Annotated in this window: 17 protein-coding genes; 11 read left to right on the top strand and 6 right to left on the bottom strand. The window is 40.5% G+C overall.

Features of this window, described 5'->3' with window-relative positions:
* Positions 1-12: 12 nt before the first annotated feature.
* The 6 genes from bfr to gmk form a co-directional block, all read right to left on the bottom strand.
* Positions 13-477 carry a heteropolymeric bacterioferritin subunit Bfr gene (gene bfr, locus ACG9ZB_RS04505; RefSeq protein WP_419324408.1) on the bottom strand — a complete coding sequence of 155 codons (465 nt, stop codon included), beginning with the start codon at positions 475-477 and terminating at the stop codon, positions 13-15.
* A gap of 253 nt (positions 478-730) precedes the next feature.
* Positions 731-925 (bottom strand): bacterioferritin-associated ferredoxin, encoded by a 195-nt coding sequence (locus tag ACG9ZB_RS04510; protein WP_419324410.1) that lies wholly within the window; start codon positions 923-925, stop codon positions 731-733.
* Positions 926-1,079: 154 nt separating this feature from the next.
* Complete coding sequence (locus tag ACG9ZB_RS04515) at positions 1,080-1,463, bottom strand: RidA family protein (RefSeq protein WP_419324412.1); 384 nt, start codon at positions 1,461-1,463, stop codon at positions 1,080-1,082.
* A gap of 69 nt (positions 1,464-1,532) precedes the next feature.
* Positions 1,533-3,632 (bottom strand): RelA/SpoT family protein, encoded by a 2,100-nt coding sequence (locus tag ACG9ZB_RS04520; RefSeq protein WP_419324414.1) that lies wholly within the window; start codon positions 3,630-3,632, stop codon positions 1,533-1,535.
* A 223-nt stretch (positions 3,633-3,855) separates the two neighbouring features.
* The gene (gene rpoZ, locus ACG9ZB_RS04525) at positions 3,856-4,137 is read right to left on the bottom strand and encodes a DNA-directed RNA polymerase subunit omega (RefSeq protein ID WP_058870403.1); all 282 of its coding nucleotides are present in this window, start codon (positions 4,135-4,137) and stop codon (positions 3,856-3,858) included.
* Positions 4,138-4,214: 77 nt separating this feature from the next.
* Positions 4,215-4,838, bottom strand: coding sequence for a guanylate kinase (gene gmk / locus ACG9ZB_RS04530; RefSeq protein WP_178904365.1), 624 nt, complete (start codon positions 4,836-4,838; stop codon positions 4,215-4,217).
* A gap of 134 nt (positions 4,839-4,972) precedes the next feature.
* On the opposite strand from gmk, the gene ispH reads away from it, so the two are divergent.
* The 11 genes from ispH (at position 4,973) to trmD (ending at position 15,295) form a co-directional block, all read left to right on the top strand.
* The gene (gene ispH / locus ACG9ZB_RS04535) at positions 4,973-5,923 is read left to right on the top strand and encodes a 4-hydroxy-3-methylbut-2-enyl diphosphate reductase (protein ID WP_419324417.1); all 951 of its coding nucleotides are present in this window, start codon (positions 4,973-4,975) and stop codon (positions 5,921-5,923) included.
* Positions 5,924-6,088: 165 nt separating this feature from the next.
* On the top strand, positions 6,089-6,550 hold the full coding sequence (locus ACG9ZB_RS04540; protein ID WP_183173666.1) for a GspH/FimT family pseudopilin: 462 nt from the start codon (positions 6,089-6,091) through the stop codon (positions 6,548-6,550).
* Entirely contained in the window at positions 6,547-7,047 is a 501-nt protein-coding gene (pilV, locus tag ACG9ZB_RS04545) for a type IV pilus modification protein PilV (protein WP_183173667.1), read from the top strand. The genes ACG9ZB_RS04540 and pilV overlap by 4 nt, the downstream gene beginning before the upstream one ends.
* Positions 7,047-7,952, top strand: a complete 906-nt coding sequence (locus tag ACG9ZB_RS04550) for a prepilin-type N-terminal cleavage/methylation domain-containing protein (protein WP_419324419.1) — start codon at positions 7,047-7,049, stop codon at positions 7,950-7,952. Before pilV ends, ACG9ZB_RS04550 begins: the two co-directional genes overlap by 1 nt.
* Complete coding sequence (locus ACG9ZB_RS04555) at positions 7,952-8,674, top strand: hypothetical protein (RefSeq protein WP_058870397.1); 723 nt, start codon at positions 7,952-7,954, stop codon at positions 8,672-8,674. The genes ACG9ZB_RS04550 and ACG9ZB_RS04555 overlap by 1 nt, the downstream gene beginning before the upstream one ends.
* 11 nt (positions 8,675-8,685) lie before the next feature.
* Positions 8,686-12,600: a pilus assembly protein PilY gene (locus tag ACG9ZB_RS04560; protein WP_419324421.1), complete on the top strand. Its 3,915-nt coding sequence runs from the start codon at positions 8,686-8,688 to the stop codon at positions 12,598-12,600.
* A gap of 59 nt (positions 12,601-12,659) precedes the next feature.
* Positions 12,660-13,088: a type IV pilin protein gene (locus ACG9ZB_RS04565; RefSeq protein WP_419324423.1), complete on the top strand. Its 429-nt coding sequence runs from the start codon at positions 12,660-12,662 to the stop codon at positions 13,086-13,088.
* A complete protein-coding gene (locus ACG9ZB_RS04570; protein WP_058870394.1) occupies positions 13,089-13,547 on the top strand; it encodes a type IV pilin protein in 459 nt (152 codons plus the stop codon).
* Positions 13,548-13,692: 145 nt separating this feature from the next.
* Positions 13,693-13,950, top strand: coding sequence for a 30S ribosomal protein S16 (gene rpsP, locus ACG9ZB_RS04575; RefSeq protein WP_004718284.1), 258 nt, complete (start codon positions 13,693-13,695; stop codon positions 13,948-13,950).
* A gap of 28 nt (positions 13,951-13,978) precedes the next feature.
* On the top strand, positions 13,979-14,527 hold the full coding sequence (gene rimM, locus ACG9ZB_RS04580) for a ribosome maturation factor RimM (RefSeq protein WP_419324425.1): 549 nt from the start codon (positions 13,979-13,981) through the stop codon (positions 14,525-14,527).
* Positions 14,528-14,554: 27 nt separating this feature from the next.
* The gene (gene trmD, locus ACG9ZB_RS04585; protein WP_419324427.1) at positions 14,555-15,295 is read left to right on the top strand and encodes a tRNA (guanosine(37)-N1)-methyltransferase TrmD; all 741 of its coding nucleotides are present in this window, start codon (positions 14,555-14,557) and stop codon (positions 15,293-15,295) included.
* Positions 15,296-15,356: the final 61 nt, after the last annotated feature.

The raw sequence follows: 15,356 nt of genomic DNA on the forward strand, positions 1-15,356 counted from the left end.
GATAGCAAAGTCCTAAATTTGACTCTGAATATAGTTCTCTACACCTACGGTTTCAACTAGATCGAGTTGTGTCGTTGTCCAGTCCAACCACTCTTCTTCTTTTTCTAAAATCTCTTGCACGAGGTCACGAGTGACGTAGTCCAGTTGTTCTTCGGTAAGCTTAATAGCAGCTTGAATGGATTTAATGTTCTCTTTAACTTTACGGACATCACAGTTTAGAATTTCAACTGTGTGTTGACCGATGTAGAGTTTACCCAAGTGTTGTAAGTTTGGTAGACCTTCTAAAAAAAGAATGCGCTCAATGATTTTGTCAGCATGCTTCATTTGACGAATCGATTCTTTATACTCGGCAGAACCGAGTTGCTCAATGCCCCAGTCATTAAACATACGAGAATGTAGGAAATTTTGGTTGATGGCAGTTAAATGATGATAAAGCACCTGATTTAACTGATTAATTACATCACGATTGCCTTTCATGAGAAAGCTCCATTCAAACTGCGGCTTAAAAATAATATCAATAACTTATGAGAAATATCTTAAACAACAAAGTGGTTTTTGGCGAGTAATTTATAGAACAGCAAATGAAAATCGCAATCAAAAGCATACGAGGTAGAAACTTGATTTTTAGACATTTAAAAAAAGAAAACCCACTTAGAGTCATAAGCGGGGGAGGAGCTACTCATAAAGAGTAAGTTTATAATTATGGTTATTTAAAAAACGAATCAAATACCTAGGCAGCAATAGCTAAGCGTGAGGCAATTGCAGAGACTTCGGCGCTGATGATTGAGCGTGCTTCTGGTGCACAGCGACCACAGCATGTTCCGAGATCGAGCACCTCACGAACTTCGCGATAACTACCCGCACCATTTTCAACAGCGTCTTTAATATCTTGATCTGTAATACCACGGCATAAGCACACGTACATTTCAGCAAGCCACATAAATGAAATAAGATAAGTGATATTATTGATAATTGTTATCGTTTGTCAATAAAAATCATTTGAAATCTCATTTGTCTTTATTGGAGTTTTGGATAAAAAAAAGCCACTCAATCGGTGGCTTTTTCTTAAAGAATATAACTTATTGATTAATAATCACAATACCATCCATCTCTACTAACGCATTTTTAGGTAGGTTAGCCACACCGAGTGCAGCGCGTGCAGGGTAAGGTTGTGCAAAATATTCGCCCATAATTTGGTTGACCAGTTGGAAGTTTGAAAGATCGGTTAAGAAAATATTCAACTTCGCGATATCAGCCAGTGTTCCACCAGCGGCTTCACAGACAGCTTTTAAGTTATCAAATACACGGCGAATTTGTGCTTCAATGCCTTCAACCAACTCCATACTGTATGGGTCTAAACCGATCTGACCAGAAAGGTAAAGTGTATTGCCAACTAAGATTGCTTGCGAATAAGTGCCGATCGCAGCAGGGGCATTTTCAGTATGAATTACTTGGCGGGACATCGTGTTCTCCTATTATATTCAACATCAATCATAGCCTAGATTGGCATTAAAATGTGTGGATTTAAACAATTAACTCGCAATCGATGTTTCCGCAATGCTCACTGGTTGAGCCAATCGACTGATACGTGGGAAGCCAAAATGCATGCGTAGATCGCGGATGATTTTTGCAATTTGCTTGCGGTTGTGTACCACAACATTGACATAAGTCTTGTCGTCTTGATTACGCACCATTTCGACCCCGATTTTTTCTTTACGACATTGATAAATCAGGTCGGAAATTTGTTCGTCATCCATCGCCATGTTAATTAATAAATATGCAGTGAAACTAATTTCTTCTTCATTCTCATTGGTCCACTGCAACGGCATGATGTTTTCAGGGTGTAGATGTTGTTCATGCAGGAGATTATGACAACGCGCACGATGGACAATCAGACCACGACGGGATAAGTGCCCTTGAATTGGGTCGCCGAGTACAGGATTGCAGCAATGTGCATATTTAACATCGACTCCTTCAGTACCTTGAATGAGTCGGTCAGATTCCTGTGTACTTTGGTCATGTGCAAACAAATGATTCGCAACCAATTGCGGCAGTAAATCACCCACGGCAATTTGCTCAAACAGTTGGTCTTTAGTTTCGATATGACGCCATTGTAGAAGCTCTAACCAGTCCGCTTCAGTTAAGTCTTTGATGGAGAGATTAAATAGCTTTAAGGCACGATTTAAAGCTTGTTGACCCACTAAGCGTTGTTCTTCGATATCTTGATCGCGCAGTATATTTTGCAAAGCACGACGGGCTTTTTGCGTATTGACGAAGCTGAGCCAATCCGGGTTTGGGGTGGCTAAGACATCGGTTATAATTTCAATAACTTGACCACTGTGCAATGGCGTAGAAAGTGGTTTAGTTTCCCCATTGATTTTCGCACCTACCGCATGGTTCCCTAAAAATAAGCTAGCAGAGTAGGCAAAATCGACCACTGTTGCACCTTGTGGTAACTCGTGTAGATGACCTTGTGGGGTATACACCCAAATTTTCTCTTGGTGTAAATAATCGAGCAGTTCGCTAAAAGTAGTTTTAGCACAGGCTCCATCGATCAAGACATTCAAGTTCTGCATCGAGGCTTGAATCGCAGAGCGGCAAGCTTGCGGAGCACTTTCGCCTAGGACTACACCAAAACGCGCAGCTTTACGCATCAGTTCGGTTTGAATGGTTACTGATAAGGTTGTGTTTTCACCTTTTAAGCGCAGCAGCAGTGATTGGTTACCACCTGGGAGGGGTTTACGAATATGGTCTGCAAAGTGTAAAACTTGAAAACTCTCTCGCAACACATCGGCTAAGCGGTCACAGTCAGCAATGCTATTTAGAATAATTTCAAAGGCATGACTATGTGTGAGTTCATGTAGATCAATGTCATTTTTGACAAAGTGGCGCAGTAGTTCAATATTGTTATTTTTCTTTTTAATACGACCTGAAATTTGATGGGTTTTCAGTAATTCGGTTAGATTATGTTCCCATTTACTTTGGTATTCACAGCGTTTGGGTTTAGTTTGTAATAAAGCCTCTTGGACATTGTTATACATATCGAGATCGAGGTTTTGATAACACAGATGTTCGAGGTTATCTCCCATCTCATTCATACCAACAATACGTGCCATTGGGACAAAAATATCAAAGGTTTCTTGGGCAATACGTGCACGCTTATCGGGGCGTAGTGCATCCAAGGTGGTCATGTTATGATAACGGTCAGCCAGTTTAATAATAATGACACGTGGGTCTTGTAGTGTGGCTTGCAGAATTTTTCGGAAAGAAGCGGCTTTGTTATATTCTTTATCGCTGGATTGGCTAAGTTTGGTGACGCCATCGACCAGTTCGGCGACGGTTTTACCAAATTTTTCTGCAATGTCTTCTTTGCTAAAGTCTGTGTCTTCAATCACATCGTGTAAAAGTGCCGCCATCAAAGTTTCGGCATCTAAACGCATATGCGCTAAAATACAGCTGACCGCAATCGGGTGTAAAATATAGGGTTCGCCACTTTTACGGGTAATACCATCATGGGCAATATCCGCATAATCACAGGCCGCAAGCACTCGCTCGATGTCGCTTTCAGTTAAGTAAGCATCGATAATAGTTTTGAGCTGTTGTTTAGCTTGACTGACCATTGGGCCTGGCATAAAACACCTTTAAGACGTAGCAATGACAAGAAAATTTTACTGATCCTCTAATGAAAAACATATTGCATGAGTTGTCAAATTTTTCATTGAGAGAAAAGCAAAAAAGATACACCTAAACCACGATGAATCTTATCTTCTAGTTATAACGTGTATTGGATAAATATAAAAGTTATCCAATAAAAAAGCCTAGTTTAAAACTAGGCTTTTAAACGATAAATTTTTCTTATTGGAAAGAAAAACCATCTAAATTCAAATTGTTTGCAGAAAGTGCAAGATCAAGACTCGAAGTTTGGTAGTCTTGGTCACGTTGTTTCAAAATATCTTTAGAAACATGACCGATTGCGATTTCACGTAATGCAACAACAGTCGGTTTGTCATTGTCCCACTCAACAGTAGGTTCAATGCCTTGACGTGCCAATTGACGCGCGCGTTTGCTTGCCACTAGTACAAGCTCAAAGCGGTTGTCTACATGGTCTAAACAATCTTCAACGGTTACGCGTGCCATAAGAGTTCTCGTTATGAATGGTAAAATAAAACAGACTGTGCAGTATAAGGCGCTTTGTGTGTAGACTCAAGTTTTAATCACTTCTCTACAGGGGTGATCAGTTCAGAAATCATTTTTTGATGACGATTGGCTTGCTGAGAAAGAACAAGACGATTGGCAATAATCACAGACTCAAGATCGTGCAACGCTTTATTAAAGTCATCATTAATAATTACATAGTCGAAGTTAACATATTGTTGCATGTCTTCAACTGCACAGCCTAAGCGACGCTCAATCACTTCAACCGAGTCTGTGCCACGGTTAGAAAGACGTTGACGCAGATCAAACTGGCTTGGTGGTAAAATGAAAATCTGTTTAGAATCAGGAAAAAGCTTACGCACTTGCTGTGCGCCTTGCCAGTCAATTTCTAATAGAACATCATGACCTTTCGCGAGTTGTTCTTTTACTGTAGCTTGAGCTGTACCGTAGTAATTACCGAAGACTTCAGCGTATTCAATAAAACCACCTTGTTCAACCAAGGATAAAAATGAGTCTTTTTCGGTAAAATGGTAATGTACACCATCAAGTTCGCCGGGACGTTGCCCACGTGTAGTATGAGAAACAGAAACGTGAAGATTCGTTACACGGTCAAGGAGGGCTTTTACGAGGGATGTTTTGCCTGTTCCTGAAGCTGCAGAAACGACAAACAAGAGACCCGACATGATATTTTTCCTGATATGATAAAATATCTTCTCTATTTTAGAGCAGACAAGGTTTAAACGAAATAGCAAGGCGTCACTTTGTTTGCATTTATTTTATTAGTTTCCGCTGATTGAAAAGTGGTATCGAGGAACATATGGAAATTGTATTGGCCAATCCACGTGGTTTTTGTGCAGGTGTTGACCGTGCGATTGCCATCGTAAATCGTGCGCTTGAGTGCTTTAATCCACCCATTTATGTACGACATGAAGTGGTACACAATAAATTTGTCGTAGACGATTTACGCCAACGTGGCGCAATTTTTGTCGATGAATTGGATGAAGTACCTGATGACAATATTGTAATTTTTAGTGCACATGGGGTCTCTAAAGCGGTACAGATCGAAGCTGAACGTCGTGGTTTAAAAGTTTTTGATGCAACCTGTCCATTGGTGACCAAGGTTCATATTGAAGTCACTAAATACGCCCGCGAGGGGGTTGAGGCCATCTTAATTGGTCATGAAGGCCACCCTGAAGTTGAAGGTACCATGGGGCAATATGACCTGAAAAATGGTGGTGCGATTTATTTGGTTGAAGATGAGCAAGACGTGGCCGAGCTTCAAGTGCATCATCCTGAGCGCGTGGCTTTTGTGACCCAAACTACTTTATCAATTGATGATACTGCAAAAGTGATTGATGCTTTACGGGCGAAATTTCCTGAGATTCAAGGGCCGCGTAAAGATGACATTTGTTATGCGACTCAAAACCGTCAAGATGCGGTGCGTGATTTAGCAACCCAATGTGATGTGGTGTTGGTGGTCGGTTCGCCAAACTCATCGAATTCGAATCGTTTACGTGAATTGGCCGAACGAATGGGTAAAGCGGCTTATTTGGTCGATAATGCAGATGAGCTTCAACAGGCGTGGTTTGAAAATATCGCCAAGGTTGGCGTCACAGCGGGTGCATCTGCACCTGAAATTTTAATTAAGCAAGTAATTCAACGATTACAAGACTGGGGTGCAAAACCACCACAAGAGCTTGCTGGAACGGAAGAAAATATTACCTTTAGTTTGCCAAAAGAGTTACGCATTGCGGTAACTCAAGCCTAAAAGGTGGATTGGTTAACATTCTAATTTTATTGAAAAATTGACAGATGATTGTAAATTGGCAATCATCTGTTTTTTTATGCCTTTTATCCTGTATTGTGCTGATTGTGTAAAGAATTAGAATATGATTTTAAATAGGGTAAAGTTTTGTTGCCTTGGGGAGGGAGTATGCAAAATAAACATAAAGGGTTCACCTTAATTGAGCTGATGGTGACGATTGCTGTTATGGCAATTATCGCGATGATGGCTGCTCCTTCTTTCGGGGATATGTTACAGCGCCAAAATTTAAACAAAAGTACAAAAGAATTGGTTGCTACTTTAAATCAGGCAAGAGCAAAAGCTGCTTTAGAGCGCAGAGAAATTACAGTTGAATTATTGTCTACGGATGAAAATACTGACGATACGTTGAATTGGATGCCAGTCGGTAAGTCGAGTTTAAAGACTGGTCGGGCGACAGAAATAGTTTTTATGCCGACAGGGCTAGTGAAAGATCCAGCAGCAAATCAAATCATTGCCACAGATACGAGTTTTGAAATTTGTGATGCATCTTCTGATCCTAAATATTCCAGAATGGTCACGATATCTAAAATGGGGGCGATCCAGCAGATCGTTGAAGGGGATTGTTCATGATAACTATAAAAAAGCAAGCAGGTGTTGGGTTAATAGAAGTATTGGTTGCCTTACTTATTCTTGCAGTTGGTGTGCTTGGTTTTGTAGCGTTGCAATATCGAGCAATTGAGGCATCTAGTGAGGGGGCTAACCGTGTACAAGCAATTAATTTGGCACGTGATTTAGCTGAGAAAATTCGTGTTAATCGTGACCAGTTGGGTGTGTATACTGCGGCTATTGCGGGAAATGCGACCAATATCACCAATCCGAATTGTTACACAGCATTTTGTACGCCAACACAAATGGCACGTTTTGATGCTGCACTTACAAATTTATCTGCTCAACGAGTGGGGATGACAGTCAATATGTTTGCTTGCCCAGAGGTGAGTAATGGGCGGAGATGCATTTATGTTGCATGGGGGGACACTGCGGCAACCAATGCGGATGGTTTAAATAACTGTACCACAGCGGGTGCTTACCGTAATGAATCAACTTGTGTAGTCATGGAGGCCTACTAATGAAAATACAAAAAGGCTTTACACTTATTGAACTCATGATTGCTCTAGCTCTTGGGCTCATTGTGGTTGCAGCAGCAGCAATGTTGTTTTTGACAGGGGTGAAAAGTAGTCAAGTACAACAAGGAATGGCGGATTTACAAGATAATGCAAACTTTGGCCTTAACTACATTACTCAAGATGTCAGATTGGCCAATTTAGATACTGTTGAAGCTGCAATGAATGATGCCTTACTTCATGGAGGTGTTGTTTTGAGTCAATCCAATCTACCCACAGGAATTCGAACAAATGTGAATGCTACTTTACTAAGCCGAAGTAATGGTGATGCAGTGGGTAGCAATAATGCGTGGACTGGTGCATCGAATGTAACTCAAAACAGTGATCAACTTGTAATTCAGTATAAGCCTGCACAAATAGGTGGTTTTGATTGTGAAGGGCGTGAAATCACGGCAGTAGATCGTATTGTTATTCAGCGTTATTTTTTGCGGGTAGATGCAAATGCGGGAGCTGGGGAGGGGAACCCTTTAGCTTTAGCATGTGATGCTGGTAACTATAGTGACACCAATCTTGCTCGCTATGGTGATGCTGGTGAAATCATTATGAAGCGTGTTGATCATTTTCGTGTATTGCTGAATGTGAGTAATGCTAATGGTAACCGTCGATATATCGGTATTCACGAATATATGGCATTGACAGGGACTAAACCGCGTATTTTAGGGGTGAGTTTAGGTGTGCTCGCACGCTCAGGCCAGTCTACGGGTCAAGATGTGTCGACAGCACAAAACAATGCTTTTGTCGTGTTAGATCAAAACGTAGCAATTGGAGCGAATGGGAACCCGCAAGGTTTTATTCGTCAGGTCGTGACTCAAGAGGTTGCAATACGTAATGCGTTAGGGGAGAGAGAGTGATGATTAGACAACAACATGGCTCGACACTCATCGTCGTATTAATTCTTTTATTGGCGATCACTATTATTGGTACATTGGCTATTCGTCAAAGTATGGTGTCATTAAATATTGCAACCAATAGCCAAGCTCAACAACTCATGATTCAAAACTCTGATGCTGCAACGTTTAACGTTGAAGACACAAATAATTTATTACGCAGTTTAGCAGCTGATGGCATGTTTGGCTTTATTAGAGGTCCTGAAAACAAAGGTAAAGAGTTAGTGTTTTGTTATAGAGGCAGCCGAGCTCAATTCTTTACTTTGTCGCAAGCGAGTATGGTCTATGTGAATGACAGTGGAAATATCGTGAATACGGATCAAGGAGTGAGTGGCTTCTGTCGAACAGGAGCGAATACTGCAAACTTTTTTACCAGCGAACGTAGAGCTGTCATGACTCAAGTATCTGTAAGTTTTACAAATTCGGTATCATCTACGCCATTCCAAGACTCAGTTCGTGGCACGGATGAAGAACTATCTAAAATTCAAAAAACAGATCGAGTAATTGTGAATACGACTTCACTGATGCCCACACTCGCTTCAGCAGATACAGATGATATTGATGACTGTTTAGATAGCCATATTAGTAATAGTTCGACGAATGGTGTAGCAAATTGTCTATCGGATTTAAATGTGCCTTTTACAACACATGTCACTGAATATACGTTAGGTCAGGCATTTCTTTAAGGGTGAATGAAATGAAAATTAGAAAGAAAGAACAACTTATAGCTCATCCTTTAAAGAAAGCATTGGCTATGAGCTTATCAGCTCTTATGACAGGATTTGTGTTTAGTGCAACTGCTTCATATGCGAGTGATATTGAGATTTATCAACAAGCACGCTCAGGAAATATCTCTTTAATGTTTGTTTTAGATATTTCGGGAAGTATGGATTATCATGATGCAAATAACATTGAATATACAAGTTGTAGTAGCAGTAACCTTAGAACCGAAAGCTTTAGTGAAAATGGGATATCGTATACAAAAGTAGGATGTAGAAGAGAAAGTAGAACCTACTATTTTAAAAGAGTTCTAGTGTCTGGAAATTGGAGATATTTGTCTTGTGGGATAGATGGTTCTGTAAACATTTCAGACTGTACATTACAAACAACGAGAACATCAGCACCGTCTGGATATTATACGCAAGATATTTCTGGAAATAGATTTTATTACTCTAGTTCAGGTAATGCAGTTTTTTGGGATCGTTTAACTTTAGTTAAAGATGCGATGTACCAACTTTTATATGGTGCTAATGCCATTGGTAAAGATAAATTTTTTGGATTGACAACCTATTCAATTAATGGCGATGGTACTCGTGGACAAGTTCGTATTCCTGTTCAAAGGTTAGGTTTAGATACTGAAACAACCTTAGCTTCTGAAACACATCGTAAAAAATTAATGACCGAAGTAGCGAATCTTGAGGCTAATGGCGGTACACCAACAGCACATGCGTATGCAGAAGCTGCTGCTTATATGTTGGGAACCTCTACTTCAGGGGGTGTGTACAAATACGCATATTATGATCGTACTTGGTATGGATGTACCACTTCTAGTACAACGAACAACTGCCAAAGTGATGGCTATTCTTATAATACTCCAGGTGGATATTTCGGCGCGCATAGTTGTACATTGAGATATAGCAACAGAAATTATAGCGCTACATGTTACTACGCTGCTAATAATTCAGCATCTGGTCAATATGCTGCAGGTAGTGGAGTTTTAGTTACAGATCACTCAAAGTATCAAATGCCGACCTCTTTGTCTGCACAGTTAGAGCCAGATGCAGAGACCAAGCAGTGTAGTGGTCAAGGTATTTATGTACTAACCGATGGTGTGCCAAATGGGAATAATTCGGCACAAAGTTTAATGCAAACTGCGTTAGCTGGAAGTAGTGCTTTTACCTGTTCTGATTCAAGCGGTGGATGGGATTGTGTAGAAAAATTTAGTACACGTATCTTAAATCAAACAACCAATGCTAGCCCACGTGATTTAAAACTTAAAACAGCCGTAGTCGGGTTCGGTTCAGCTTATAACTCAATCCCTTCGTATAATAAAAACTTATCTGAAGAAGAAAATATCGCATTACTAGGCACGGTGAATGATGGTGATGACGAAAAACGTGCAGCACGTTGGGGTATTCGTGGTCAAGGTGGTTGGTATGCGGGGACAAGTTCTCAAGACGTTATTGATAGCGTAAACGATTTTATTAATAACTTGTCAACAGAAATTCCAGCTGTAACAACAGGAACATCAACGATCCCAAATGATCAATTAAATCCTGCTGCATTGCAAAATTATGCGTATTATCCACAGTTCCAACCAACCCCTGATAAGAGCTATCAATTATGGGCGGGTAATCTGAAAAAGTATAAAGTTACTAGTACAGGTACGTTGGTCGATAAAAACGATGATATTTTTGTCAATAGCCAAGGTAAAATTGGTGATAACTACGATTTATGGTCTGCCGATGCAGTTACGGGTGTAAATCAGGATGATGAATCCATTCTTGGTAGCAATAAAAATAGATTGGTTGGTGGTGTCAAATCACGGTTAAAACTACGTTCAAATACGAATGGTGCAATACAGCGCAAAATATTAACCGATAGACCTGCAACAGCAACAAATAATGAATATTTGGACGCAACTACATTAAGAGCGTTGGATTTAACTTTGGTCAATAGTACTGATCCAGCTAGAGGATATCTATTGTCATTGCTTGGTTATCGTGTAAATGCCAAAGAACCTCAAACCATTACAAATACGTCGATTGCTCAAGCGGAGGAGTTGCGTCAGGTAGGTGCTGTAATGCATTCTTCACCATTGCTTCTTACAAATCAAGGGAAAGTGACATATGAAAATGGTGTCATAGGTTCTGAAGAGCGAGATGACTATATTTTATTTGGAACCACGCAAGGTGTTTTGCATATAGTTGATGCAGATACTGGAGAAGAAAAATTCGCATTTTTACCGAATAGTATGGTGGAAAACCAAAAGGATGCATTGTTAAACTTTGATACCACGATTGGTGGAATGGATAAGTTGTATTATGGGGTTGATGGGCCTTGGACCTCTTATACTGAATATGTCAATGCGGCAGATGATATGTTAACTGTTGGGGCGGGTTTAAATAGTCGATCAGGTAAACAGATAGTTTATGGTGGTTTACGTATGGGAGGACGTAATTATTATGCGTTGGACTTAGCTGATATCAATAATCCAAAACTTAAATTTACTATAACTCCGCCTGCATTAAGTCAGTGTTCGAGTGCGAATCCACTTGCGTGTATGGGGCAAAGTTGGTCTAAGCCTACATTGACTTGGATTAATTGGAAAGGAACCAAAAAACTCGTCATGCTAGTAGGTGGAGGTTATGATGCTGAAGGGTTACCAACATCCATTACTAGTATGCCAGAGACGACAGCGGCAGAGCGTGCAGCGAAACAAGCAAAAATCAAATATTACCGTGGTTATGAATATAATGACTATGCTCAAACCAATAAGATTGGTTCTGGTGTGTATATGTTTGATGCGCTTGATGGTAGTTTATTGTGGTGGGCGAGTGCGAATGCAACAGTGCATACATCACCAACAACAGCAAACCCTGGCCCGACTTATGCTCCAACGACTGGTACAGCCAGTTCTTATGATGTGGACATGAAATATAGTGTTGTGAGTCAGATTAAAGCTGTAGATCGAGACTCTGATGGATTAACTGATCACTTATACTTTGGTGACTTAGGTGGTCAAGTTTGGCGTATCGATTTAAATAATAAAGCTGGTACCAACACAGCATTATTTGCCAAACAGCCTACAAGAGTTCTTAATTTAAACAATGGCATATATAGTCCACGTTTCTACGAAATGCCTAGTTTCTCCACATATTCAGAAGGTGGAACAATTTTTGGTGTTGTATCAATTGGTAGTGGAAACCGAAGTCAACCTCTCGCGGAATATAGTACAAGTACCAATTATAAATACGATGGTGTTTTTAACTTATATGATAAAGACGTAGCCAGAAGTGATTTATTTAATTTGACGAGTTCGAATGCATATGTTGTTACAGCAACAGCGACAGCTCCTAATAAATTAAAGACATTAGGTGTAACGTTGTTGAATGAGAGTAGTAATGTTGGAAACACTCTTATTAATCAACTCGTTGCACTTGATAATACCAATAGATTTGCTATTACCTCTTATAGAGCGCCTTATGACTTAACTCAGGGTTGGTACTACTTATTTAAGTCCACTTTAGTACAGAGTGAGAAGGTGATGTCTACACCATTGGTTATCAATAATGACATGTTTGTAACCACTTTTGATGGAAGTCGAAATGGAATGTCTGGAGATTGTGGAGCTGGTGTAAAGGGTGAAAGCTTCATGACTTTATTCTGTATGCCGTATGGGCAATGTAATGGTGGAACATCTACTTCTTATAGGCTAAGTATGGGAGCAGGTATCGTCGGTGGTGCTGTTGGTGCAGGTGATGGTAGTGGGATGCAACGACTTATTGTTGCAAACGTAGATACATCAGGGGTTACGGGCAATGCTATTTTAGATAAACGTTACAATACTGGGAATAAACTGATTCCTCAGCGTTGGTACGATCGACGTTAATTTAAGGAGGAGCTATGAAAAAAATAATAAAGTCCTCTGGATTTACATTGATAGAACTAATGGTTGTTGTAGTAATTGTTTCGATTTTCGCAGCAATTGCTATACCGTCATACCAAGAGTATGTACGACGCGCGGTAGCCAGTCAGGCACAACAAGAGATACAGCGATTAGCTACTTTGTTAGATCGGCATAAAGCGCGTAATTTTAGTTATCGAGGATTTACGACGACAAGTGCAGTATTACCCGTGGGAGCAACTGGCTCTGCGATTAAATATACATTGACGATCAGAGATGGAAATGATCCAGATTTGGAGTTAACAGATGAGGATGCGGCAGGTCGGAATTGGGCAATTCAAGCTGTGAGTTCAGACGATAAAAATTATACGATGCTACTTACAAGTACAGGGGTGCGTTGTAAGAATAAAACTACAGCAAATGTTGATTTTGAGAATTGTGGCAGTACCGCGAATGGTAGTGAGGAGTGGTAAATGAATAAAGGATTTACGCTTATTGAACTTATGATTGTAGTTGCAATTATTGGTATCTTGGCTGCTATCGCCTATCCATCTTATCAAGAGCATGTACGAAAAACAAAGCGTGTAGAAGCTCAGGCTGAACTGGTTGCTCTAGCTAACCAAATTCAGCGTTATAAAGTATCCAACTTTAGGTTTTTATTGGCGAATGGTAACCCGATCACATTGGGAACATTAGGTTATACACTCAATGCAAACAATAATCTTGAAATTCCTCAAGATAGTGATCCATTGTATGAAGTATCTTTAACAAATGTTGCAGCAAATACATGGACATTAACAGCTACTCCTATTGATGGAACCCTTCAGGAAAATGATGGGGTTAGTATTTTAAATCACCGCGGAGAAAAATGCTGGACCAAAGGTGCATCGACTTGTGCCCTAAGTGGCACATCCAACTGGGACGGCAGATAAAATCCAAATTCAAAACTGTGGATAAACAAATTTTAATCTTTCTTTCGCAGCAAAGATAACGTAAAATATCGCCCTCTATGAAAGGGGTTTGAAATGTTCCGGTGGTCGGGGCAGGGATAATCCGTAAAAACTATAAGGTTGTATCATGGTAGTTATTCGTCTTGCACGCGGTGGTGCTAAAAAACGTCCGTTCTATCAAGTTATTGTAACTGATAGCCGTAATGCACGTGACGGTCGTTTCATCGAACGTATTGGTTTCTTCAACCCAACAGCTCAAGGTAAAGCAGAAAAACTTCGTTTAGATGCTGACCGTTTTGCACACTGGGTTGCTCAAGGTGCTCAACCATCTGAACGTGTTGCTTCTTTAGCTGCTCAAGCTAAGAAAGCTGCAGCTACTGCATAATTTTTGCTAATTAAGTAGTAGGTAGCCCATGACACCAACACAGAATGTTCCCGAAGATCGTATTCAGATTGGACAGTTACGTTCAGCATATGGATTAAATGGGTGGCTCTGGATCTATTCCAATACAGAACCGATGAGCAACATCTTTGACTATCTGCCTTGGTACATTGAAACAAAAGCAGGTTGGCAAACAATAGATGTAAAACGTTGGAAACCGCATGGTAAAGGCTTAGTTGTTTCGCTAAAAGGCATCATTGATCGCACTGCAGCAGATAACCTAGTTGGCGCAAATGTCTGGATTTCAAAAGCGCAACTTCCTAAAGCAGGAATGGATGAGTTTTACTGGTCAGATTTGAAAGGCTTAACAGTGTTAGGTTTGGATGATGAAGAACAAGAAGTAAATCTCGGAAAAATCCATGAAATGTTTGAGACAGGCGCCAATGATGTGATGGTGGTTCACGCAACACCAGACAGCGTTGATGCTGAAGAACGTATGATTCCATGGCATAAAGATGTGGTGCAACGCGTTGATCTCGAAGCTGGTCGTATTTACGTGAATTGGGGCGTAGATTACTAATTATTTTTGGAAATACGGGAGTCTGCGATGTTTTTTGCAGTCATTACGCTTTTTCCTGAAATGTTTGAAGCGATTACAGCCTACGGTATTAGCGGGCGTGCAGCAAAAAGTGATTTAGTACAAGTGACTTGTATTAATCCTCGTGATTATGCTGAGGGCAACTACAAACGAGTGGATGAACGTCCATTTGGTGGTGGTCCAGGTATGGTGATGATGGCTGAGCCTCTGGCAAAAGCAATTCAACATGCCAAAGCGCTTGCCATGCAAACAGGTGCAGTTCATGTTCCTGTGGTGTATATGTCACCGCAAGGAAAAACCTTAAATGAGCCTGCAGTACAACAGTTTGTCGAATATGATGGATTGATTGTGTTGTGTGGTCGTTATGAAGGAGTCGATGAACGTTTGATCCAAAAATATGTTGATCAGGAATGGTCCATAGGGGATTACGTTTTATCGGGTGGTGAGCTTCCTGCGATGGTTTTATTAGACAGTATTATTCGGAGACTCCCGGGTGCAATGTCTGATGAACAGTCTCATGTGCAAGACTCATTTGTGGATGGTCTTTTAGACTGCCCACAATATACCAAGCCAGACCATTTTGAAGGTTTGGATGTCCCTGAAGTCTTAAAGTCGGGACATCATGCCAATATTGAGAAATGGCGGTTTTTGCAGCGTTATCAACGAACACAACAACGCCGACCTGAGTTGGTGGAAAATGTGGAGTTGACGAAGCAGCAAAAGAAATGGCTAACAGATTTGAATACTTAATTCAGAGTATTCTTTTAATAGGCTCTTTGTGCATTGAAGTGGTCAAGCATAAAGAGAAAGA

Source organism: Acinetobacter johnsonii, from assembly GCF_048551975.1.
Taxonomy (GTDB): Bacteria; Pseudomonadota; Gammaproteobacteria; order Pseudomonadales; family Moraxellaceae; genus Acinetobacter; species Acinetobacter johnsonii_A.